Below are 21649 nucleotides of genomic sequence, written 5' to 3'. Positions count from 1 at the left end.
TTACTCTCCCTTTAATGCAAGTTGAGTAACGTCTGGTTTGGTCACAGTGTCTTCAATTTTTACTGCCATTCCTTCACTAGGGTATTCTAGAGCAGAAGTGATCAGTTGCTCTCCCTCTGCTAAGCCCTGATTAGCGATGACCATGCCATCTTGTTCGCGAATAATATTGAGTGTTTTAAATGATAGAGTTAAATCATCGTTTAATACTGCAATTTTATTATTTTTAACCAGATGATGAGGGACGACAATAGCGCCATTAACGGCGCGGCCTTCAATTGTAGCGTTAATGTATGAGCCAAAACGAAGTGGCTGAACCCCTTCATATGGGGTTTGAAGTTGGGCAACCAAATAGCTCATTCGGCTTTTTTGATCAATCACACCTTCGCTACGTACCACTTTAGCCTGCCATGTGGTTTCTTTACCTGCATATTGCGCATTAAATTCAACTGTTGCACCTATACCACCATTATTGAGGTATTGCAGCTCTTTATCGGCAACAGGTAAACGCACCTCAGCGACTTCAGTTGAACTAAGTGAACCAAAGCTATTACCAGGATTAACTACCGAGCCTAAACTAATGCTGCGCTCGTTTATAATCGCATCGTAGGGGGCTTTAATATATGTGCGTTCTAAATTACGTTTAGCACGTTTTACACTTGCTTGTGCTGAGCGATATCGGGCCATTTTTTCAGCTAATTGCGGTTTACGTAAATACAGTGCTGATGCGGTAACATCGCTTGAGTCTGCTTTTATGCGTTCCCATTCGGCTTTAGCTACATGTGCTTGAGCACGTTCAATCTCAAGCGCTGAACTTGCTTGGGCAAGGCCAGCTTCTGCTTCAATTAAATCAGCTTCGTAATCATTTGGATCAATTCGTGCTAAAATGTCGCCTTGCTTTACAAAGGCACCTTCAACAAATTGTCCTGCAACTGAAATAACTTGGCCACTCACCTGAGCAATCAATTCAGTGCGGTCTTTTGGTTGTACAATACCGTACGACTTTACATCGAGGGTAATTGCATCAAGGTGAACTGGTTGTGCTGCAACCAAAGGACGCATGTCTTGGGGGGGCTTTTCTTCAGGTGGCTTTTTCATTGCAGAAAAGCCTGCTGCGAGGCCAATGCCACCAACAAGGACCGCGATCGGAAGTATTATTTGTTTTTTAGTCGCCACAGGGCATTCCTTCATAAATTGTGCTGATGGACTAATGATACGCAATAAAGTGTTTACAGTGTATTTGAAGATGTAACAAGTCATTGCACAAGGCGGTTACAAATAGAACGAAACACGCTATTTATGTACAAAGCAGCAACAAAACAATTGAAATTTATTACTGAGGTTAGAATGAAAACACAATCAATGGCGTGCCGTTTAGGCTGTGGAGCATGTTGTATTGCGCCGAGTATTAGCTCGCCAATTCCAGGTATGCCAAACGGTAAAAAGGCCGGAGAACGTTGTATTCAGCTGGATGAACGAAATTTATGCAAGCTATTTGGTGATGAGTCGCGCCCAAAAGTGTGCAGTGACTTTAGTGCCACGTTAGATGTATGCGGGACAACCAATGAACAAGCATTAACGTTAATTACCGAATTAGAGCAATTAACCTAATTTATTGTATTAAATACACATATATTTACAATTAATACGTTTGAAAAGTGTTGATAACCTGAACTCCGGATAATAAATCCATCTCAAGCAGCTATTTTCAGCGCTAACTGCGTTGAATTTACTTGCAATAGGCTAGCTATTGACGCGTAATTTCGCCTTGTTTTCACTAAAAATCTCTAGCTTGAGAAAATAAACATAAATATCATTTTGATTCAATATGTTAGTAAATCTCTTAACCAGAGTTCAGGTTAGATACTTACTTTGTGTTTCTAAAAGTAGTACTGAGAGAGTGCAATTAAGTATCCACTAAGCATTGTCGCTAGTGTTACCTCATTCACTTCTCTTTGCTCATACTATTTCAATTATGCATGTACACAGAGGAGGGGATTCTGCGCTTTTAGAATACTTAGGGAGGGCTGCGAAATGAAGTTTCTAATTCAGCTTTCTACTGTTCTGTTTCTTATTTTAATTAAAAAACAAGCTCAGCGTGGAGTAAGCCCTCGCTGAGCGATAAAGTTACCAGCTATACGTGGCACTTAGCGTATATTGCTCGCCGCGACCAGGTGTACCTGGAATTTCTTCAAACGACTCATCCCATAAGTTATCAGCCGCAAGACTAATAAAGAAGTTAGGCACAGCTGGTGGAGTTATTTTTAACGTCAGCTGAGTAAATAGCGCTTCGTCACCTGAACGGCGCAGCGCATTTTTATGCTGTTTACGCCATTCATTATCTACTCGAAATTCTAATATATCCGTCGGATTCCAAATCGCACCGAGTGTTACACGATGATCAGGAAAGTTTAAGGCATAAAAGCTAGCATCAATATTTTCAGCGCCGTAGGTTTCTGTTTTATGTAAGTACGCATAGCTGGCAATAATTTCTGCGTTATCAAATTGCTTTGTGGCTAAAAACTCAAGGCCTGTGGTATCAATATCAACAGGCTGTGCAAATCGTGCAGAGCTTGAATCAAAGTTAAATGTCCAATCGGTTAGGTTGTTATCTTTACGATAAAAAAGCGCTGAATTAAGTTGCCAGCTTTGTTGCTCAAGCAATAAGCCCAGCTCTAAGCTTTTGGTGGTTTCACGTTCAAGGTTAGCGTTACTTCTAAACAAACCACCAGACTCACTGCCACCAATGGCGGTGTAGCCTGCTACTTGGCTTGCCTCGGCATACGATAAATACAATGTACGCTCAGTGCCATCGTTATTTTGGGTATTGAAACTAACATCACCAATCAGTGATAGCTCAGAATCATCACGACTGGTGTTATCAAATGCAGCCCCTAAACGCAACCTTAGTTGCTGATCACTTGCAAGTGATGCTGTGTACTCTGGTAATACACTAAGCTTAAAGTAGTTACGTGAAGTGAAATTATTTTCAAGGGTAGTGGAGTCAATACTGTCTTCTATATATTGCGCCGAGTAATTAACCGCAACTGACTTTGTTTGCGCATGACGACCTGAAATAGCCAATGATTTTACTTGTGTTTCATGAAATGCTTGGAACGCGCTTGGGTTTTCTCTTGAATAGACATAATGGTCGTTATGCTTGCGGTAATAAGCCGATACTTCAAATTCACTGTTGGTAGCATAGGCTTGTTTATGGTTGAGCATCCATAATTGAGTTTCTAAGTCTTCGGTTTCATTTACACCAAATGGGGTATAAAGGTTTGGCCAACCAAAAAACTTTTCTTGTAAGCCGTAAAATAAATCAGTTTGTGAATCGCTCCCAGTTAACTGCACTCTGCCAGAAGTACGGGTAAAGTCATGATCGCCAAAATCAATTGAACCATCACTTTGTGAGTGCGAATGTTCACCTTCAAAACCAATGCGCCAATTAGCGTTTGCTTCAAGTGGAGTACTCACACCTGCATGAATTGTTTGTAAGTTAAAGTCATTTGAGCCTGCGCCCAAAGAGACACTGCCACCGGTTGTTATTGGTTTCCAAGCAAACGACACAGTACCCACAGAGCTATTCATGCCATAAAGTGCGTTATCGGCTCCTGTTAATACACTAGCACCTGTTAGCATTTGTGGTGCAATAGGAATTTCTGCAAAATAGTGACCAGATTGCGGGTCGAGTAGAGTTGCACTGCCGGCTCTAAAGCCGGTATTTTCAAAAATCCCCCCGCGTATCGTTACATCAGCTTGTGCTTCAGCCATATTGCGTGATTGCAAGTCAACACGCGGGTCGTACTCTAAATTTGAAATAGGCGAATCAAATGTACCAACGGGTAAGGTATTGGCAGTGGGTGACGCTTCAATTGTTATTTGTTCTATGGTTGCTGTTTCTTTACTCTGTTCTGCATAAGCAACAGTCGAAATACTGGCTAGTACAGCCGGTATAATAAGGTGCGGGGCACGATTCATATCATTATTCTCATTTTATGCAATGGCGCTAACAATTAAATACCTATCACTTTTTATCACATGATAAGGTAAGCTCACTAAGCTAGGGTGATTTTGGGCGCTATTGTACATTAATGATAAAAAACTGCATTTGATAATCAAACCTAGCGTTACAAAATAGTAACTCTGCATCCTATAAATTATTTACATTGGTCACTTTATTATGCAAACACAACAATCGAGTCATTCATTTAATCAGCACACACTTTATTTTGCTGGTGGTTGCTTATGGGGCGTGCAAGAATTTATGAAGTATTTACCTGGAGTAGTGACTACTGAGGCGGGGCGTGCCAATGGCACTAGTAACACAACACAAGGTGAATACGATGGCTATGCCGAATGCGTGAAAGTAACCTTTGATATTCAAGAAGTGACCTTAAATGAATTAATCGGCTATTTTTTTGAGATTATTGACCCATACAGTATCAATAAACAAGGTAACGATGTAGGCGAAAAATACCGTACCGCCATTTTTAGCCAAGAAAGTGATCATTTAAACATCGCCAGAGACTATATTAGCCAGCGTGATGATGCTGAAAAAATAGCGGTACAAGTAGCGCCATTGACTAATTATGTCCCTAGCGATCCCGAGCATCAAGACCGTTTAACCAATCACCCAGATGATTATTGCCATATCCCAGTTGATTTATTGCACAAGTATAAATAACAACTTCATTGGGACGTATTTAAATAAAAAGTGCTGGTAACTAATGAAACTAATTTTTACCTCATTTGTGCTTTTTTTTATTTTTATCAGGCTTTTTCTTCTTTCGCGGGAACATATCTCTAAAAAGATAGGGCACAGCTAAAAAGTAGATCCCAGTTCCTAAATAAAGAAAAAGGTAAAAAAGATAAGTAAACGGCGACGCTGAAAAGAAATAAACGTCAGATTCGACCTGGTAATCTGTTGGGGTCAGAATATAGCCATCATGTATAAATTTTATCGTAAATAGAATAGATAAGAGGCCTAAAGCCCAAAAGACTAAAGAGAATGCGATTCGATTCAATAGCATTCTCGTATTACTTATATCTACATATTTTACTTTTGGTTTCTTATTTTTTGATTGCTTCATTTTGGCCAAAAAAAGTAATAATGATCGCTACCAGTATTCCTACCAAGCCAATGCTTGAAAACATTAGACTGTATTGGTTTTTAATATTGAAGATATTTAATAGGCTGGTTATTAACAATAAAAAAATACCAATAATTTTTATAATCGTGAGTGTTTTATTCAAACAAAACCATGTTTGGCAAGAAGGGCATTGTTTTTCAATAAAAATACTATTTTTGTTAATATTTTTATATCTTTAGCTGCAAAATTACTTTTACAATTTGGGCACGTTTCTTTCATTTTAATCTTTTAATTTATCTCACAACTTTAAACACTAGATTTACTAAACGTCTTATTGATAAAGCTTTATCCTTGTAACATGATAACTATAGCATTGAGCTATCACCTTGTTAATGTGTAACTTATTACTTTATAGGTAAACAGTTTTTAAGCCATAAAAAAGCCCGCAAACATGCGGGCTTTTAAATATTAATTAAAGTTTATTGCTGCGCTTTAGGCGGAAAGTTACTTAAAATATTGGCAACCGTTTCCTTAATAGCGGCTTCACGTTGTGATGGGGTTTGTTTTTTCTTTAAACGACCATCTTTAGCACCACGCCAAATTAATTGGTTTGACTCACGGTCAATAATATCGATAACTAATGTGCCTACTTCATATTCGCGTGCGCTTATATCGTGGTTAAAGCCAGTGCCCCAGTAACCCCAACGTGCACCGTAGCCAACGTTAAAGCTATCAACTTCAAGCTCTTTATCTACACTTGCATGGTAGTTAACAAGTACATCAGCTTGCGCTACGTCAACCAATTGCATACCTAATTGTTGGCTTAGTTGGTTGTTTACCGCATTGCGAACGCGTTTTTCCATCAGCCCACTGATTTGGTAGTTATTCGTGTCTTTGGTTAGACTCGCGTTTTCTACCCAAGCAAACGTTTTGTAGTTACTAAAGTTTGCTGATTTATCGTAATCCCAGTCGGGCGTTTGTGTACAGGCGGTTAGTAATGCCAGTGCTGCGACAATAAATATGTGTTTCATTCCGTTTGCTCCAATAAAGTGCGTTTGTTTAAACTACCATGGGCGAGGGTAATTTAAAATCTATAAAATAAGTGTAACTGGCTAAGATGAATAGCCAATTAATTCTTAGTCTAGCTGAGGAGCTTTATGTTCAACCTCAATCCAATCTTTTTCATCTACCCAGTTTTGTGCACCGTCTTTTACTGAACGAATTGGCACAATATAATCACAACTTATTTGTGGTTTAACCGAGGCAAATATTGGCACAAAGCCAAAGCTCAAGGCGGTTTCTATAATTGCTTTTTGGTTTTGCGGGTCGATATCAGCCGCTTCATCTATATAAATAGGTATACGGTATAAGTTTTGTTCCTGATCGCTTAATAAATAACGAATAAACAACATGCCACATAATAGCTTAATGGTGATACGCGTACCATTTGAGCCAGCCGAGTCTATCTTTTCAAAGTGCTCGGTTTCACCTGCACGGTTAACCACTTCAAAACGAATATCAAACAAATCGGTGAGGGTCAGACCTGCTTTGTCTGAGGCGAGTTTAATTAAATGATCTTTTGCCTCGTTTACCGCGCTCTCGCTGTAAGGTTCTTGGCTGAGTAAATCTAGGGTATCGCCTTGTTCAAATTGGTTAGAGGTACTGATAATAGTATCAATACTATCTACCAACATTTTGCGCGGGATAATATTAATTTTAAACGCTTGCAGGTTTGAAATGCGGTGCTGGCTAATGCCTTTATTAAAGCTATTCATTTCACGGCGTAAGCGGTCTAAATCTTCGCGCAGTCCTTTAATAGTAGCGGCTACTTCGGTGAGGGCAACGCGACCTTGTCGCTCAACTGCATCGCGCTCGTTATCAATGTTATGAAACGCGCTAATAAGCTTTTGATATTTACTAAACTCATCGTTTTCGTTATCAAACTTAGTGATACCGGCATTATAAATATGCATATAGGTATTACGTACATTTATATCGAAGTTCCGTAGCTCTTGGCAGTCCTTATTAAAGTGGTGAATTAAGTCGCTTAAATTATCAAAATCGATTTTTATATCAATCATATAAGGCGTTACTTTACCACTGTATAAATCTAATGTGTGGTCAATACGCTCGGTTTTAACTTGGCGTAAGCGCTCTGTTTGACGATTAATTTGTGCCTGCTTAGATTTAATTAGTGAGCGTCTATCAGCAATTGAGCCACTGTTTTTTTGAATATCTTGTAGGTAATCGTCAACTTGTTCGCGCTCGGCTAAAAGCTGCTCTTTTAGCATTGCTTGGGCGTCAACCGACTGTTGCATCACTTCAAATTGCTCTAAGCGTTTAAGTGCATTTTCTGCACTCATAAGCTCATCGTATAGCGTGTCTTTTTCTTTTTGCTTATCTGCAACATTGGCGGCCACTTCGCGCTGTTGTTTAAACTCTTTTAATGATTGCTCAAGCGCGGTTAACTGAGCGCTCAGTTGCTCTTTATTTTCGCCGCTTTGCATTTGTACTGGTGAGAGCTTTTTAAGTTTAATACTGGCACCAGGTAGGGTGAGTATACCGCCTTTAACATTTTCGCTCAGCTGTGATAAAAATTCACCAAAGGCATCTTCGTCATCAATGGTTATATCGCCATTGCTGGTGGTGGCAAAGGAGAGAAGATCGGGGTTTAATAGCCGCGATATTTCTTCTACTTCTTTCAGTGATAAGTCTTCACGCATACGGGTGAATAAATTAAATTCTAAGTTTTTAAGTTGTAACTTTAAGCTTTTAATTTGTTTTTGTGTTTCACCAATACGGTAATCAAGGGTGTGCAGGCTTTGCCCTTGAGCACTCGTAATAGAATGTGACAACGACTCGTAGTCACTTTTTAACTGCGTTAGGTTGGTTTTGAGAGTGGCTTTATTAACCAGCTCAAATTCACTTTTAAGGGCGTTGAAATCTAAAAACCATTGTTCAATTTGAGTTTGCTTGCGCTCTATATCGCGCGATTGTTGTACGTATAGCCCTTGCTTTTGTTCAAACTCGTGCTTTTCGTGCTCAATGTCTTCAAGGGCGATGTTGAGCTCGCTTAGTTGCTCTTCCTGGTACGTATCAAAATCAATCAGTGCTTGGTCAATTTTTGGCGCATAAGCGGCCAGTTTACCTTTAAGCACGGTTTGGTTTTCAAGCATAGATTCAAGAGCGGCTATGGGCTCTTGCATTGATTCTAGCGCTTTTAATTCACGCTTTGCGCGGTTTACTTTATCAAACGAACGGCGCCAAACCTCGTAAAAGTCGACCTTAGAATTTGACATGTGGCGTTCAAACACACGGAGCATAAAGCGCTTAACGTCGTTTGCGCCTAATTTATGTAAATTAAGAATACGACGAAATATTTCTTTGTATATTGCAGAGTCTTGAACGTTGTTGAGGGGGATCATTTTTAAATTGATCTCACCGTCAAATTGCGTTGCTCCGCCAGTCAGTAGGGCGTTTAATTCTTGTGCCTTAAGCTCTATTGGGTTGAAACCTTGCTGCTTTAAGTGATTAAACAGCTTGGTAAACTTAATAATGGTATTGCCTTGGGTGTACTGGGCTAAATCAAGCTTACCTTGATAGCAAAAGTATTGGTGTGCATAACCGGCAATTTTACCTAAGCCGGCTACGCCAATGACGACTGAGCCATGGGGCAAATCGGCTTGCAATAAAATGTACGATTGATCTGATGAAAAATAAAACTTACGGGTTTCATCTAAATCGTGGCCATCCCACTCGGTTAGGCGTAAATCGTTAATTAGCGGAAATTGCAGTGCATTAATTACTGAGCTTTTACCTGTGTTGTTAGGCGCACAAATCGAGCTACTTTTATCCAGTGGGATCACACATTTTGCATAGCCTGCGGTATTTAGTAGGGCGAGTTTACTCAGTCCGTATAAATTTTTCATTGCTCGTCCTCACTAATAAAGGTCTCTTCGTTTACTTCCATTAAGGCATCAATATAGCGGTGAATAGGGGCTTGCAACATAAAGCCACCTTCTACCTCGCGGGCAAGGCCTAAACGTACCATGCGTAAATACACATCTTTGCGTAAGTCAGAACCCGAGAATATCTCAAGCTGATCGAACAAATGTTTATTAAGCTGTACCAAGGTTTGCATTAGCTCTAAATCGTTTGGCTCGTCAAATAATGCACGCATTGGGTCTTTACCTGTATTGGCAAAATGTTCTATTAAAATGTAAATAGTGAGCGCTACAGCGCGTGAAATCTTACCCATGTTTGGAGTGCTTTCATCACTGGCAAAATAATAAAAACCACGGCTATCGTGTTTTAACTCGTGGCCTAGTGCTGTAAATAAGGCAGTATAAGCGTCTATTTGTTGGTCAAGCTCTTGCCACATTACGGTGTCTTGTTCGCAAATGTGGTAACCGGCGACTAATTTTTTATTAATGGCTTGTAAGTGAGAAAGCTCATCTAAGTTTATATGGGTCATGGTGATTACTCGTGCTCGGCTTTATCAGCCTGAGGCTCTGAATTAAAGGGATATAAATTAAAGTGCTGGCCTGCAATGTTAACGCGGGCTTTCTTATCGCTTTGGCTAATTTCTAGGGTGCTATCGCTTACCAACTTTTGATACAAAAACAGCATTTCATCGGCTTCAAGCTCAGGATAGCTTTCATCTAAAAATTGCAGCAAAGGCTGTGGTTTTTTACGCTGCTTTTTAAAGCGTTTGGTAAATTGCGCTTTTACATCGTGATAGTCAGGAATGTTTGGCGTGACAAACGCGGGCACATCATTTTGTTCTGGTAGCTGATATTCGTGGTGTTCAAACTCAGCTAAGCTTGCCATATAGGCAACAATATGACGCTGTTGACCCAATGAATACTTTTGCGCATCGCTTACAAAATGGGGTTGCACGGCGCTGAGCATATTATCCACCCCGTTTTTACGAATTAGCCCTAATACTTTTGCCGCTTGGCGGGTAATAAGGTTATTACGGCGCAACTCTTCACGCAGTGGCATTAGCATATCGGCACTTTTACGTAAGCTTGTCCGACCAACTAGGTGCATTTCGAGAATACGGGTACGTAATTGCTCAAGCATACGTTTATCACTGTACGCTTTGCCTGAGCGCTCAATATGTTCTATTTGGGTACTAATTTGTTGCTCAATTAGAGTAAAACAGGCATGAAAGTCGCCTCTAATATCGACCATTTCTAGCATGGGTTCTATATATTCATCAAATGCTTCTATCACGGCTTTATAGCGCTTTTGCAGCGATTGCACCGCGTTATTTGATTTGGCTTGCTCAACAATATTTAAAATGGCGTTTTCGTTATGTAAAAACAGCTTAATTATTTTACGAACCCGATCATCCATAATGCGGCTAAAGCGACGTAAATCATCAAAATCTTCCATTTCACCGGCATTAGATAGCCGGTTACCTAAGCGAGCTAAATCATCAACCAATACACTAATTTCTTGTGCTAAGCCTAAATGTTCTTCTTGAAGTAAAAAGGTAGCAAAGTCCGCAATGGCACGGTTAATTTCTAGTTGTGACGATTTAGCCAAGGGAATAATGATTTCTTGATTTAATAACCGATTGGTTTCTTTATAAATACGCTCATTATTCCACGTCGGTTGCTTTTGTTTTATGGCATTTTGTAAATCTTTAATACTAAAGTCGGCCATTTTAAAGCGTTTAAATAATAGCTCTAATACACCCCAATGCTCAGTGAGGGTATTAAGTAGCTTTTTAGCTGGGATCATAAGGCGTTACAACATCCTAGTATTCGTTATTTTATATTTCTTGAACTTATATGGTATTCGTTTTTGCGACGATTTAATAATAGTTTTTACACTCGCTTAGTGATAGTATCCGCGCCGAATATAGGCACATAGAGTGTGTACCTCTATTTTTTACATGGTTTCAATTTTTACTTAAACCCGAAGGTTGTTTAATATCATGGTTTCCTCGATTATCCTGACGCTGATAGCGATTGCATTCTTGCTTATCGTTATTGAGGATGTGATTCACGTAAACAAAGCCAAAACGACATTATTTTTTGGTACACTTTGTTGGATTATCTCCTTTATTTTTCCTCTTAATGGGCAAAGCCCTGAAACGATTCAAACCCTCCTTGACCACAATATTTTAGAAATTGCTTCCTTATGGCTGTTTTTAATGGCCGCAATGACCTTTGTTGCCTATTTAAACTCCAAGGGACTTATAGAAAATGTTGTGAACCGGATAATGCCAACCAGTATTAGTGAACGAAAGCTAATGTTTTTGGTAGGGTGTTTTGCATTTGTATTTTCATCTATCTCCGACAACGTAACAGCTACACTGATCTCCTTGGCTGTTATAATGTCATTAAAGCTTGAAGCCAAAAAACTAGTTAAGTACGCCACCTTAATTGTATTTGCAGTGAACTCAGGGGGTGTATCACTTATCACAGGTGATGTAACCACACTTATGATTTTCCTTGATGGTAAAGTAACAATTAGCAATTTATTACTGTTAATTGTGCCTGCATTATTAAGCGTATTATTACTGGCTACTTTATTATCAATTGGTATGAACAAGCAGTTAGAGTTTAAAAAGACTAAATTTAAACGCATTGAAAAAACCGACATTACTATCGCTGTTATTTTCTTCACTACGGTTATTTCTACCCTTACTTTAAGTGTTTTATATAGTGTGCCGCCGTTACTTACCTTTTTACTCGGCCTGTCTATTATGTTTTTAGTCGCACAATTTTTAATGCGCAAAAAAGATATCAATAAAGATATGATCGACTTTATACGTGACATAGAGTACGACACCTTACTGTTTTTCGTAGGTGTGTTATTACTTGTTGGCGCATTAAAAGAAGTGGGCGTGCTAAGCCAATTTACAAACCTGTATACAGTGATGGCGCCAGAGTACGCTAACTACTTAATGGGTATTTTATCGGCCGGTGTTGATAACGTGCCACTAACGGCTGCGTTACTAAAAGCCGACATTGTAATGAGTCAACAGCATTGGTTGTCGTTTACGTATGCAACCGGTGTGGGTGGTTCAATGCTGATCATTGGTTCGGCGGCTGGTATTATTGCTATGAGTAAGGTTAAAGAACTTACTTTTGCAAGTTACCTTCGTTTGTCGTTGTATTTGTTAGTGTGTTACACCTTTGGTTATGCTGGCTCTTACTTTATGGGTAGTTTTATTTGATTTTATAATAAAACGACTTGACAGCTAGACGTCTAAACGATAACTTTCAAAGCCGCACTCTTAGTGCGGTTTTGTTTTATTAGCCACAGGTTAATAATACATTCAGAAGAGGTGCGATACTTAGGTACTTAATGTGAGGCAACGACAGCCTGCGACCATTAAGGAGGGAAGTACTCGCCGAGGAAAATAATGGGTCGTTACCATTGTTTTTCGGTTTATGGGGCTGAATCCTCAAAACTGTCACCAATTTAGGTGGAGAGCTTCTGGCAGTAGATTTTTCTTATCTTTATTTCCTGCCAAGTTCTTCTTGTTTTATTGCGGTTTGGATGCCGCGAAAGGAGACGAAATGACTACCCAATCAGTGCCACAAAGTTCACAGTGCACAAAATCAGATTACATTGTTGCCAAATTTGGTGGCACCAGCGTTGCTAACTTTGAGGCGATGAGCCGTTGTAGCGAAATCATTGTAAACGATAACAGCGTTCGAATTGTTGCAGTGAGCGCCAGCGCCGGTGTAACTAATCACTTGGTGGCACTTTGTAAAGCCGATATTGATGCCGCTGAACGTCAGCAGCATGTTGACGGTGTACTTGCTATTCAGCAGGCAATTTTAACTGATCTGAACCTAGATAATGATTTAGCGCTTGGTTTTAATAACACCATCGATGAATTTCAAACACTAGCACATCAAATACTGACAACAAAGCAACAACACGATGAGCTACTTAGCTTTGGCGAGCGTTTATCGTCGTATTTATTTACTCAAGTATTGCGCTTAAAGGGCTTAAACTCGCAGCGTTTTGATGTTCGCCAGGTGCTTAAAACCGATAGCCAATTTGGTAAAGCTACGCCTAATGTAGCCGCCACAGCGCTTGCAGCTAAAGAGCATTTAATTCCTTTATTAGAGAGCACGGTTATTGTTACTCAGGGCTTTATTGGCAGCGATGAAAACAATGTAACCACCACACTGGGTCGCGGTGGCTCTGATTACAGTGCCGCCTTGTTAGCTGAAGCAATTAACGCTAAGAGTGTGCATATTTGGACCGACGTAGTGGGTATTTTTAGCACCGATCCGCGTTTGTGTGTAAAAGCCACACCTATTGCGCGTTTAAGCTTTGATGAAGCGGCAGAAATGGCCACTTTTGGCGCTAAAGTGTTGCATCCAGCTACAATTTTGCCAGCCAGTCGCAGCCATATAAATGTGTTTGTTGGCTCAAGCACAGAGCCAGAGCGTGGTGGTACTTGGATTGAACGTGAAAAATCGCAGCTACCAGGTATTCGTGCGGTCACGCAACGTAAAAACCAAATATTATTAACCCTTAAAAGCCCAGAAATGCTATTAGCGAGTGGTTTTTTAGCGCGTATTTTTACTATTTTAAGTGAATGTAATATTTCGGTAGACTTGGTTACTACCTCTGAAATTAGTGTAGCAATTACCCTTGATAATGCGCCTAATGCATCACGCCCAGAGCTAGATCAAGAGTGCTTAGATAAACTCGCTGAGTTTTGCCATGTATCGGTTGAGAACAATTTAACCCTAGTAGCACTTATTGGGTCTGAAATTGTATTGCGTCAGCACGAAATGAATTTAATGCAGGTGTTGAGCGAATTTAACATTCGTCTTATTTGCCATGGTGCGAGTAAACACAACCTGTGCTTTTTAGTTGAGCAAAGTGAGTCTGATGCTGTGGTTCAAGCTATTCATAGCCGACTACTTGAAGGCGAGCTTGCTGCTTAACGCTTTCAATGAGATAAATGAGCACCGCCAGTCGGTGCTTTTTTTTGCCACAACGCTTATATCAAACTGCTCGTTTACATCATTTGTTAATGTGGTGCTGGTTGCACTTAGTTGCCTGTTGCCAAGCTCACAAAATACATTAGGGCTTAATAGCTGGGCAATAGGGCGGCTGGTTGCTTTTGCTAATGCCTCTTTTAATGTCCAAAGTCTGAAAAATGTCGCCGCTTTAGCAGCTGTGCACGGTTGCTTAGTTATAAGTGCCACTTCTGCAGCATCATAAAAGTGCTTTGCGAGTTTTTCAAATGGTCGTTTTAAACTGATTTTTTCAATATCAAAACCAAATAGCGAATTATTAATATTTAGGGCCACGCCTACCAAACCATGAGAGTGTGACACACAGCAACTATAAACCTGGTTGTTATTTATATTTAGCTCAAGCTTACTGGTTTGTTGATTAAATTCAGAGCTGATTTTATCAAGCGTTATATCACTGCTGCTAGGTAATACACTTTTGACTAAATATTTTAGTAACAGCCGCGTTGCTACATATTCTTGTTTTGCTTGAGGCGTTTTACGACGCGCGATGACACTTAATTCAAACGGGCTTAAAAACTGTGTAAGTGTTAGCTCATCAACCTGCAATTGGCTGGCATCAAATAATAAAATGGTGTGGTTATTATTCTCAGCAAGCGGGGTGTGTAATAACTGATTGTCGAAGTAAGCTGAACTCATTATTGCTCGTTAAAAGTGAATACCGATTACATAGTTATCGTTATAAGCTGGATAGTTTGTGAGCGGTTGTTTGCTGTTATGCGCGCTAAGTACATTTTTATTACTCAGTCGCCCTTAAATATGGTTTAATTCACATTCGATAAAATAATAACAGATTTGTAGGTGTATGACACAAGTGCGTGATGGTTTTCAAAGTCGACTTGGTTTTGTATTGGCAGCAGCCGGTGCTGCGGTAGGTTTAGGCAATATATGGGGTTTTCCTACACAGGCTGCTAACCATGGTGGCGGCGCATTTTTATTGGTGTACTTTATTGTTATTTTTTTGCTAGCGCTTCCCGCGTTATACACCGAGCTGTATTTAGGCTACAAAGCCCAAGCTAATCCGGTTAAAGCCTTAGGCCAAGCATGGCAAGACCATGCGCCTAAAGTAGGCGCTGCTGCAGGTTATATAGGCTTAGCTGGCGCAATTGTCATGTTAAGCTTTTATTCAATAGTGGCAGGTTGGATGCTTTCTTACGCCATAGAGCCTATAACCACCTTTTTAGGTATGCAGAGCTTGAGTGAGTTTTTACATAGCGACTCTATGCTACGTAATTTTATATTTACGCCGCTGATGCTTATTTTAACCGCCAGCATTATTTTAAAAGGTGTTAAATCAGGAATTGAAACCTGGTCGCGCCGTTTAATGCCATTATTACTTGTTTTACTCGTTGGCCTAATTGCTTACATTGCTACCTTAGAGGGTGCCAGCGAAGGGTTTGCGGCCTATTTAGTGCCTGACTTTAGTAAAATACTCGACCCCGATTTAATTATTGCCGCAATGGGGCAAGCGTTTTTCTCATTATCACTGGGTGTGGGCTGTATGATGATTTATGGCTCTTATTTAAAGCCCGGTGCTAACTTACCAAAATTGACTGCAAGTGTTGCGTTACTCGACACCAGCGTGGCATTTTTAGCTGGACTATTAATTATACCGGCTATATATGTGGCGCAGTTCAATGGCGTTGAAGTATTTAGCAACGGCAAGCTAATTGGTGAAGGGCAGCTTATTTTTGCCATATTACCTGAGTTATTTGGCACCATGGGTGAAATTGGTTTATTGGTTGGCTTACTATTTTTTGTATTGATGTCGATTGCTTCAGTTACATCAACCATTTCATCGACTGAAATTCCTGTGGCTTTTTTAGTAGAAAACCACAGTGTTGATAGAACCAAAGCTACATGGGCCGTTAGCGCCATTGTATTTGTTTGTGCCAGTACTATTATTGTTAATTTTGATTGGCTATTTGGTTTGGTTATTATGGTATTTACCCAATACCAACTCCCGTTGATGGGACTGTTTTATTTTATTACAGTGGGCTGGTTATGGCAGCGTGGTAATAAGCTTCATCAAGCAAGTTCTGGTGCACATTATTGGTTTGCTCAGTACATTCGTTTTGTCTGCCCAGTGCTAATGACCTTAGTATTTGCAAACGTTGCGTTTGGCTAGAATACAACAACAACTCATGTGTTATTGATAACAAAAAAAGCGAACACTATATTTTGTTCGCTTTTTTGCTTTTTGTTTAGCCGCGCTATAGCACTTCGTTTGTAAAGCTATTTCCTTGAGTAACCTCAAATGCATTTTGTAAGGTGATATTGGCAATTTCTGTAAGTGCTTCTTGAGTAAAAAAGCCTTGATGGCCGGTGATCAATACATTTTTAAAGCTCACTAAGCGAGAGAAAATATCGTCTTGGTTTATATCGTCACTGTGGTTTTTAAAAAACAGCTCTGATTCTTGCTCGTACACATCAAGCCCTAAATAACCTAGTTTTTGTGATTTAAGTGCCTTAATACAAGCTTTACTATTAACCAATGCACCGCGCGAGGTGTTTATTAGCATAACCCCTGTTTTCATTGCTGCAAATGCGTCATCGTCAATTAAATGATGGGTGTGCTCGTTTAACGGGCAATGCAAAGAAATTATATCGCTTTGTGTAAGCAGGGTGTTTAAATCAGTAATTGTGTAATTACCTGCTTGTGCATTAGGATCGCATACTAAAATGTGAGCGCCAAAACCGGTTAATATATTACACAATGCTTGGCCAATTTTACCGCAGCCAATAATACCCACTGTTTTATTATGCAAGTTAAAGCCAAGTAAGCCGTTCAAGTCAAAATTGTCTTCACGTACGCGGTTATAAGCTTTATGGGTTTTACGGCTAAGCGTAAGCATAAGTGCAATACAATGCTCTGCGACTGCCTCAGGGCTGTAAGCCGGAACGCGCAGAACACGCATGCCATGCTGTTTAGCAGCGGCTAAATCTACATTATTAAAACCCGCACAGCGCAGTAAAATGGTGTTAACCCCAAATATAGCCAGTTGCTCAATAACCGCTTTATCTACCGAATCGTTTACAAATACGCATACCGCATCAAATTCTTTAGCTAAAACCGCAGTGTGCATCGATAAACTTTGCTCAAAATAGGTAATAGCGATGTTAGAAAAGCCAGTTAAGCTTTGTTCGAAAAAAGGGCGCTCGTATTTTTGAGCACTAAAAAAAGCAATCTTCATTTATTACAATCCAACTAATCTAGTTACATCAACCATAAACCATTTTTATTATACATGCCTTATCACTTTAATATTGCTGTGGTATTAAAGCGACTATTTGCTGTTTTTATAATCGGTGTTGCCTCTAAACTACTTCTAATTACACTATGAAGTGACTCCGGTTTAGTGCGCGGCGCATAACGTGCAATTAGTTGTCCTTGGGCATTAACTAAAAACTTAGTAAAGTTCCACTTTATTGCACGGTTTTGTGCAATTCCACGCGTATGTGATTTTAAATAACTAAACAAGGGGTGAGTATCGGGGCCGTTCACCATGACTTTATCAAATACTTCAAAATTAATCGCAAAGTGTTTTTGATAGTAGTCTTTAATTGCCATACCCTCTAATGGTTCGTTTTTATCAAACTGATTACATGGAAAGGCCAGAATAGTAAACCCATCGCTTTTGTATTGTTGGTATAGCTTTTCAAGCGCACATAATTGCGCCGAAAAATGACATTTGCTTGCTGTATTTACAATAAGAACCGTTTTTCCTTTTAACTGGCTCAAAGGAAAATCACTGTTATTACAAAGTAGTGCGTTAAATTGATAAATGCTATCCATAGATTACCTACCTAATTTCCTTATGCGGGAAATTTTAAAAGACTTTCATTCGCTTTTTTAGCGGCCGATTGACATAATCGAGCTTATGTTTCTAAGTTATCAGTTAAATAGGTCATTTTTATGTCAGTTAAAATTGCATTTATAGGTTTAGGCGTAATGGGTTACCCAATGGCGGGGCATTTAGCAAAAGCAGGGTACAGCGTATGTGTTTATAACCGCACAGCAGCTAAAGCACAAAAATGGGTCGAAGATTTTAACGGCAGCTTTGCACCTACTCCGCGTGAGGCAGCAAGCGGTGCCGATATGGTGTTTATGTGTGTAGGTAATGACGACGATTTACGTTCAGTAGTATACGGTAATGACGGTGTGCTAGCAGGCATGCACGAAAACACAATTTTAATCGACCACACAACTACCTCAGCAGAAGTGGCACGTGAAGTTGCGGCAAAAGCGGCTTTACAGCATATCGACTTTATTGATGCGCCGGTATCGGGCGGTCAAGCTGGCGCTGAAAATGGGGTGTTAACCATAATGGCGGGTGGTAACGAAGCGGTATTTGCTAAAGCACAACCTATCATGGCGGCATTTAGCCGTTTTAGTCAGCTTTTAGGCGAAGCGGGCTCAGGGCAATTATGTAAAATGGTTAACCAAATTTGTATTGCAGGTGTAGTGCAAGGGTTAGCTGAGGGCTTACATTTTGCCAAACAAGCGGGGCTTGATGGCGAAAAAGTAATAGAAACCATTTCTAAAGGCGCTGCTGGTTCGTGGCAAATGGAAAACCGCTACAAAACAATGTGGGCAGGTGAGTACGAATTTGGTTTTGCTGTAGATTGGATGCGCAAAGATTTAGGCATTGCACTAGATGAAGCTAAAAATAACGGTGCAACACTGCCAATGACCGCCACGGTTGATCAATATTACGCTGATGTACAGGCTCTCGGTGGCGGACGATACGATACTTCAAGCTTATTAGCACGTATCGAAGCAATGCATAAAAAGTAATGTAATTGGTAAAAGTAAATTATCCACAAAGAGGATAAGAGACGCAGCGCTTTTAGAGGAAGTGATAAACATAAAAAATGAATGTTGGTTTTATGTTTTCTCATTTACCTCTCTTGTTGAGATAGTTTTTTGGTTTTTTACCTAGTAACAAAAAACGCGACACTTTTTTGCTAAAGGGTCGCGTTTTTATGCATTATATAAACTACAGTAAATTACATGCTTTGCGCGTAGTTATATAAGGCTTTTAAAATTGTAAGATTTTTTTCGCTGTCATCATGTTCATGCGCTAAGTTTTCAAGGGTGATCATAAAATCTTGTGCGCTGATTGATGGCTGATCTTCGCCATGCATTAACTTGCTTTGGCAATATTGACGCCATTGATCAAGCTCTTGCTGGTTTAGTGTTTGTGGCCAGTTACGGGCGCGGTATCTAAACAGCAAAGTATTAAATTTAGGATCTTCAAATTCAAGCTTTAAACTTGCTAAGTCTTCAGGCTTTGCATCACGAATAATCGCAAATTTAGCTTTATCAGCATGGCTAGTAAAGCCATCATATAATAAGTAATCTACGTTCGTGGTCGCGCTGTAATCGCCTTGCTCATTAAATACCTCAGTGACTTTATCGCGAAGCTCAGTATTGGCTTTTAAAATGGCTAAATTAGCCAAGCATTGTTCACGGTCAATACCCAAGCGAGCAGCGTTTTCAGGCAGTAGCGTTTTAGCTGGCGCTAAAATAGGGCACTTATTTAAATGCACTAATTTTAAACCTACGGGTAAATCACCTTCCGCTAAATCTATACGTTTGGTGTATAAGCGTTTACGTAATTCTTCCACATTTAAATCAAGTAATACCTGCGGGTTTTGGGTTAAATCAAAACAAATAACTGCGTTTTTATTTACCGGGTGAAAACTCATTGGTGCAACCCAAGTAGTACAGCCTTGGGTAGCTGGAATGCGAGACGAAGTGTGCACTAATGGGGTCATATTAAACACATCAACCATTTCAGCGAGTGCTTTTTTACCGCGAAGACTAAAAAAGAACTGATACAGTTTAGGTTGCTTCTCTTTAATTAGTTTTGCCAAGGCAATGGTGGCCGTTACATCACTTAATGCGTCGTGCGCAGCGGCATGTTCAATACCATTAGCAACAGTTAAATGCTCAAGCTTAAAGCTAGGGCTGCCATCTTCTTTTAACGGCCATTCAATACCCTCAGGGCGCAGTGCATAGCAGGCACGCACTAAATCTATAATATCCCAACGACTGTTATTGTTTTTATATTCACGTTCGTACGGGTCGTAAAAGTTACGATAAAAGCTATATCGGCTTACTTCATCATCAAAGCGAATACTGTTATAACCAGCCACACAGGTATTGGGTACGCTAAATTCTGCATGAATTTTAGCAATAAATTCAGCCTCAACTAAGCCTTTTTGCATCGCCACTTGTGGGGTAATACCGGTAATTAAACACGCTTCAGGATGGGGTAAATAATCAGCCTGTGGTTTACAGTACTCAATAAGCGGCTCGCCAATAATATTTAAATCAAGATCGGTGCGTACACCGGCAAATTGGCTCGGCTTATCTTTTTGTGGGCTTGCCCCCCAGGTCTCGTAGTCGTGCCAATAGATTGTTGCTTGATTTTGCTCTTGATAAGCCATTAAAAAACCCTATAAGTTAGCTTGAAACGGTTTATATACCGCCAAGTTACTAAATTTATGAATTATTTAGATTATGGCATAGGGTCACAGAGGTTTATAGGTTTGAATAGGGAAATCTATTAGTCAAAACACGATTTAAGAGTGATTGAAGTGATTATTTATTTTAAAGAGTATGTGATAGAGAAATTATTTATAAACATAGTGCTTAATGTTATAAACTTAAGCCAACACTCCATATTCTTTTAACAATATGAAACTAATAATAAAAACGATTCTATTTTGGGTATTAATCACCTCAACCGCTGTGTTTGCTGAGCTTGCTAAAGTTAAAGTAAATGGCTTTGATATTGAATATGAAATGGCGGGTAGTGGCAAACACACTATTTTACTCGAGGCGGGTGGCTCTGCAGGGCTTAGTGATTGGGATCCCATTTATAACTCGCTTACTAAGTATGCAAAAGTAATTCGCTATTCTCGAATTGGCAATGGCGGCTCTTCGCAAATAAAGAAAAACTATAGCTCAGAGCAGTATGCTACTGAGGCTTTATTATTACTCAAAGCGCTAAAAATTGATGAACCAGTAGTTTATGTGGCGCATTCTTATGGTGCTTATATCGCAAGGGTATTTGCAGCAAGTTACCCCGATAACATTAAAGCGTTAATGTTAATTGAACCCGCCTCAGAGCATGATGTTGATATTATGCGTAAGATTGATTTACCGCGCGCTGAAAAAGAAATTGCCGCTATAAAACGTGATGATATGAAAAACGGCATGTCGAATCAGTATTTAGACTTTTGGTCGAAGCGACCTTTACCCGATTATCCACAAATAGCAGATATTCCCGTGACGGTTATTGCCTCAGTTAAAAAATATGAAAATCCATCGGTGTTATTTTTTACTGAAAAAGGGCGTGAAATGTGGGGAGAACTGCATTCAAACTGGGCTAATGCTTTTCCTCAAGGTGAGATAAAGCTAACGCGTAAAGTTACCACTATCCACAAAATGATGAGCCAGAAATGGTAGTTAAACAAGTTTTGAAGCTATTATCACGCACTCAATAGCGAGATCGGATTATG

16 protein-coding genes, 1 pseudogene and 1 riboswitch are annotated in these 21649 nt (G+C 39.8%); of the genes and pseudogenes, 7 read left to right on the top strand and 10 right to left on the bottom strand.

Annotated elements, in window-relative coordinates:
• Nucleotides 1-1173 (bottom strand): efflux RND transporter periplasmic adaptor subunit, encoded by a 1173-nt coding sequence (locus ACNSN3_RS08280; protein ID WP_418606983.1) that lies wholly within the window; start codon nt 1171-1173, stop codon nt 1-3.
• Nucleotides 1174-1344: 171 nt separating this feature from the next.
• Between ACNSN3_RS08280 and ACNSN3_RS08275 the strand changes: the two genes are divergently transcribed.
• Nucleotides 1345-1608: a YkgJ family cysteine cluster protein gene (locus ACNSN3_RS08275; protein WP_041708812.1), complete on the top strand. Its 264-nt coding sequence runs from the start codon at nt 1345-1347 to the stop codon at nt 1606-1608.
• A gap of 516 nt (nt 1609-2124) precedes the next feature.
• On the opposite strand, the gene ACNSN3_RS08270 is transcribed toward ACNSN3_RS08275, so the two are convergent.
• Nucleotides 2125-3978 carry a TonB-dependent receptor plug domain-containing protein gene (locus ACNSN3_RS08270; RefSeq protein WP_418606981.1) on the bottom strand — a complete coding sequence of 618 codons (1854 nt, stop codon included), beginning with the start codon at nt 3976-3978 and terminating at the stop codon, nt 2125-2127.
• A gap of 202 nt (nt 3979-4180) precedes the next feature.
• Here ACNSN3_RS08270 and ACNSN3_RS08265 point away from each other — a divergent pair, with 202 nt between their 5' ends.
• Nucleotides 4181-4684 carry a peptide-methionine (S)-S-oxide reductase gene (locus ACNSN3_RS08265; protein ID WP_418606979.1) on the top strand — a complete coding sequence of 168 codons (504 nt, stop codon included), beginning with the start codon at nt 4181-4183 and terminating at the stop codon, nt 4682-4684.
• Nucleotides 4685-5569: 885 nt separating this feature from the next.
• Here ACNSN3_RS08265 and ACNSN3_RS08260 read toward each other — a convergent pair.
• The 4 genes from ACNSN3_RS08260 to ACNSN3_RS08245 all read right to left on the bottom strand — a co-directional run bounded on the left by ACNSN3_RS08260 (nt 5570) and on the right by ACNSN3_RS08245 (nt 10841).
• Nucleotides 5570-6121 carry a DUF4136 domain-containing protein gene (locus ACNSN3_RS08260; RefSeq protein ID WP_138621251.1) on the bottom strand — a complete coding sequence of 184 codons (552 nt, stop codon included), beginning with the start codon at nt 6119-6121 and terminating at the stop codon, nt 5570-5572.
• A 105-nt stretch (nt 6122-6226) separates the two neighbouring features.
• Nucleotides 6227-9019 (bottom strand): ATPase, encoded by a 2793-nt coding sequence (locus ACNSN3_RS08255; protein ID WP_418606978.1) that lies wholly within the window; start codon nt 9017-9019, stop codon nt 6227-6229.
• Nucleotides 9016-9564, bottom strand: coding sequence for a condensin complex protein MksE (locus ACNSN3_RS08250; protein WP_010388659.1), 549 nt, complete (start codon nt 9562-9564; stop codon nt 9016-9018). Before ACNSN3_RS08250 ends, ACNSN3_RS08255 begins: the two co-directional genes overlap by 4 nt.
• Before the next feature lie 5 nt (nt 9565-9569).
• On the bottom strand, nt 9570-10841 hold the full coding sequence (locus tag ACNSN3_RS08245) for a hypothetical protein (protein ID WP_010388660.1): 1272 nt from the start codon (nt 10839-10841) through the stop codon (nt 9570-9572).
• A gap of 196 nt (nt 10842-11037) precedes the next feature.
• Here ACNSN3_RS08245 and nhaD point away from each other — a divergent pair, with 196 nt between their 5' ends.
• Nucleotides 11038-12285: a sodium:proton antiporter NhaD gene (gene nhaD, locus ACNSN3_RS08240; RefSeq protein WP_055012618.1), complete on the top strand. Its 1248-nt coding sequence runs from the start codon at nt 11038-11040 to the stop codon at nt 12283-12285.
• A 98-nt stretch (nt 12286-12383) separates the two neighbouring features.
• A riboswitch (Lysine riboswitch) is annotated at nt 12384-12556 on the top strand.
• A 75-nt stretch (nt 12557-12631) separates the two neighbouring features.
• Nucleotides 12632-14023 (top strand): lysine-sensitive aspartokinase 3, encoded by a 1392-nt coding sequence (gene lysC, locus ACNSN3_RS08235; protein WP_418606975.1) that lies wholly within the window; start codon nt 12632-12634, stop codon nt 14021-14023.
• Here lysC and ACNSN3_RS08230 read toward each other — a convergent pair.
• A complete protein-coding gene (locus ACNSN3_RS08230; RefSeq protein WP_418606974.1) occupies nt 13997-14755 on the bottom strand; it encodes a 4'-phosphopantetheinyl transferase family protein in 759 nt (252 codons plus the stop codon). The genes lysC and ACNSN3_RS08230 overlap by 27 nt on opposite strands.
• A 166-nt stretch (nt 14756-14921) precedes the next feature.
• Here ACNSN3_RS08230 and ACNSN3_RS08225 point away from each other — a divergent pair, with 166 nt between their 5' ends.
• Entirely contained in the window at nt 14922-16244 is a 1323-nt protein-coding gene (locus tag ACNSN3_RS08225) for a sodium-dependent transporter (protein WP_075169095.1), read from the top strand.
• 85 nt (nt 16245-16329) lie between these two features.
• Here the strand turns inward: ACNSN3_RS08225 and ACNSN3_RS08220 are convergent, their stop codons facing one another.
• Nucleotides 16330-17310, bottom strand: a complete 981-nt coding sequence (locus ACNSN3_RS08220; protein WP_418606972.1) for a 2-hydroxyacid dehydrogenase — start codon at nt 17308-17310, stop codon at nt 16330-16332.
• Nucleotides 17311-17372: 62 nt separating this feature from the next.
• A complete protein-coding gene (locus ACNSN3_RS08215) occupies nt 17373-17912 on the bottom strand; it encodes a glutathione peroxidase (protein ID WP_109874516.1) in 540 nt (179 codons plus the stop codon).
• A 120-nt stretch (nt 17913-18032) separates the two neighbouring features.
• On the opposite strand from ACNSN3_RS08215, the gene ACNSN3_RS08210 reads away from it, so the two are divergent.
• A complete protein-coding gene (locus ACNSN3_RS08210; protein ID WP_109874517.1) occupies nt 18033-18914 on the top strand; it encodes an NAD(P)-dependent oxidoreductase in 882 nt (293 codons plus the stop codon).
• Between the two features lie 212 nt (nt 18915-19126).
• Here ACNSN3_RS08210 and sbcB read toward each other — a convergent pair whose 3' ends face one another.
• The gene (sbcB, locus tag ACNSN3_RS08205) at nt 19127-20572 is read right to left on the bottom strand and encodes an exodeoxyribonuclease I (RefSeq protein WP_076918564.1); all 1446 of its coding nucleotides are present in this window, start codon (nt 20570-20572) and stop codon (nt 19127-19129) included.
• Nucleotides 20573-20822: 250 nt separating this feature from the next.
• Here sbcB and ACNSN3_RS08200 point away from each other — a divergent pair.
• Nucleotides 20823-21634, top strand: a pseudogene (locus ACNSN3_RS08200) (alpha/beta fold hydrolase).
• Nucleotides 21635-21649: the final 15 nt, after the last annotated feature.

The sequence above is a fragment of the Pseudoalteromonas sp. US3C1004 genome (genome assembly GCF_048401065.1).
Taxonomy (GTDB): Bacteria; Pseudomonadota; Gammaproteobacteria; order Enterobacterales; family Alteromonadaceae; genus Pseudoalteromonas; species Pseudoalteromonas undina.
Note: the sequence above shows the minus strand (reverse complement) of the source record. Positions and strands in the feature narration are given on the sequence as shown.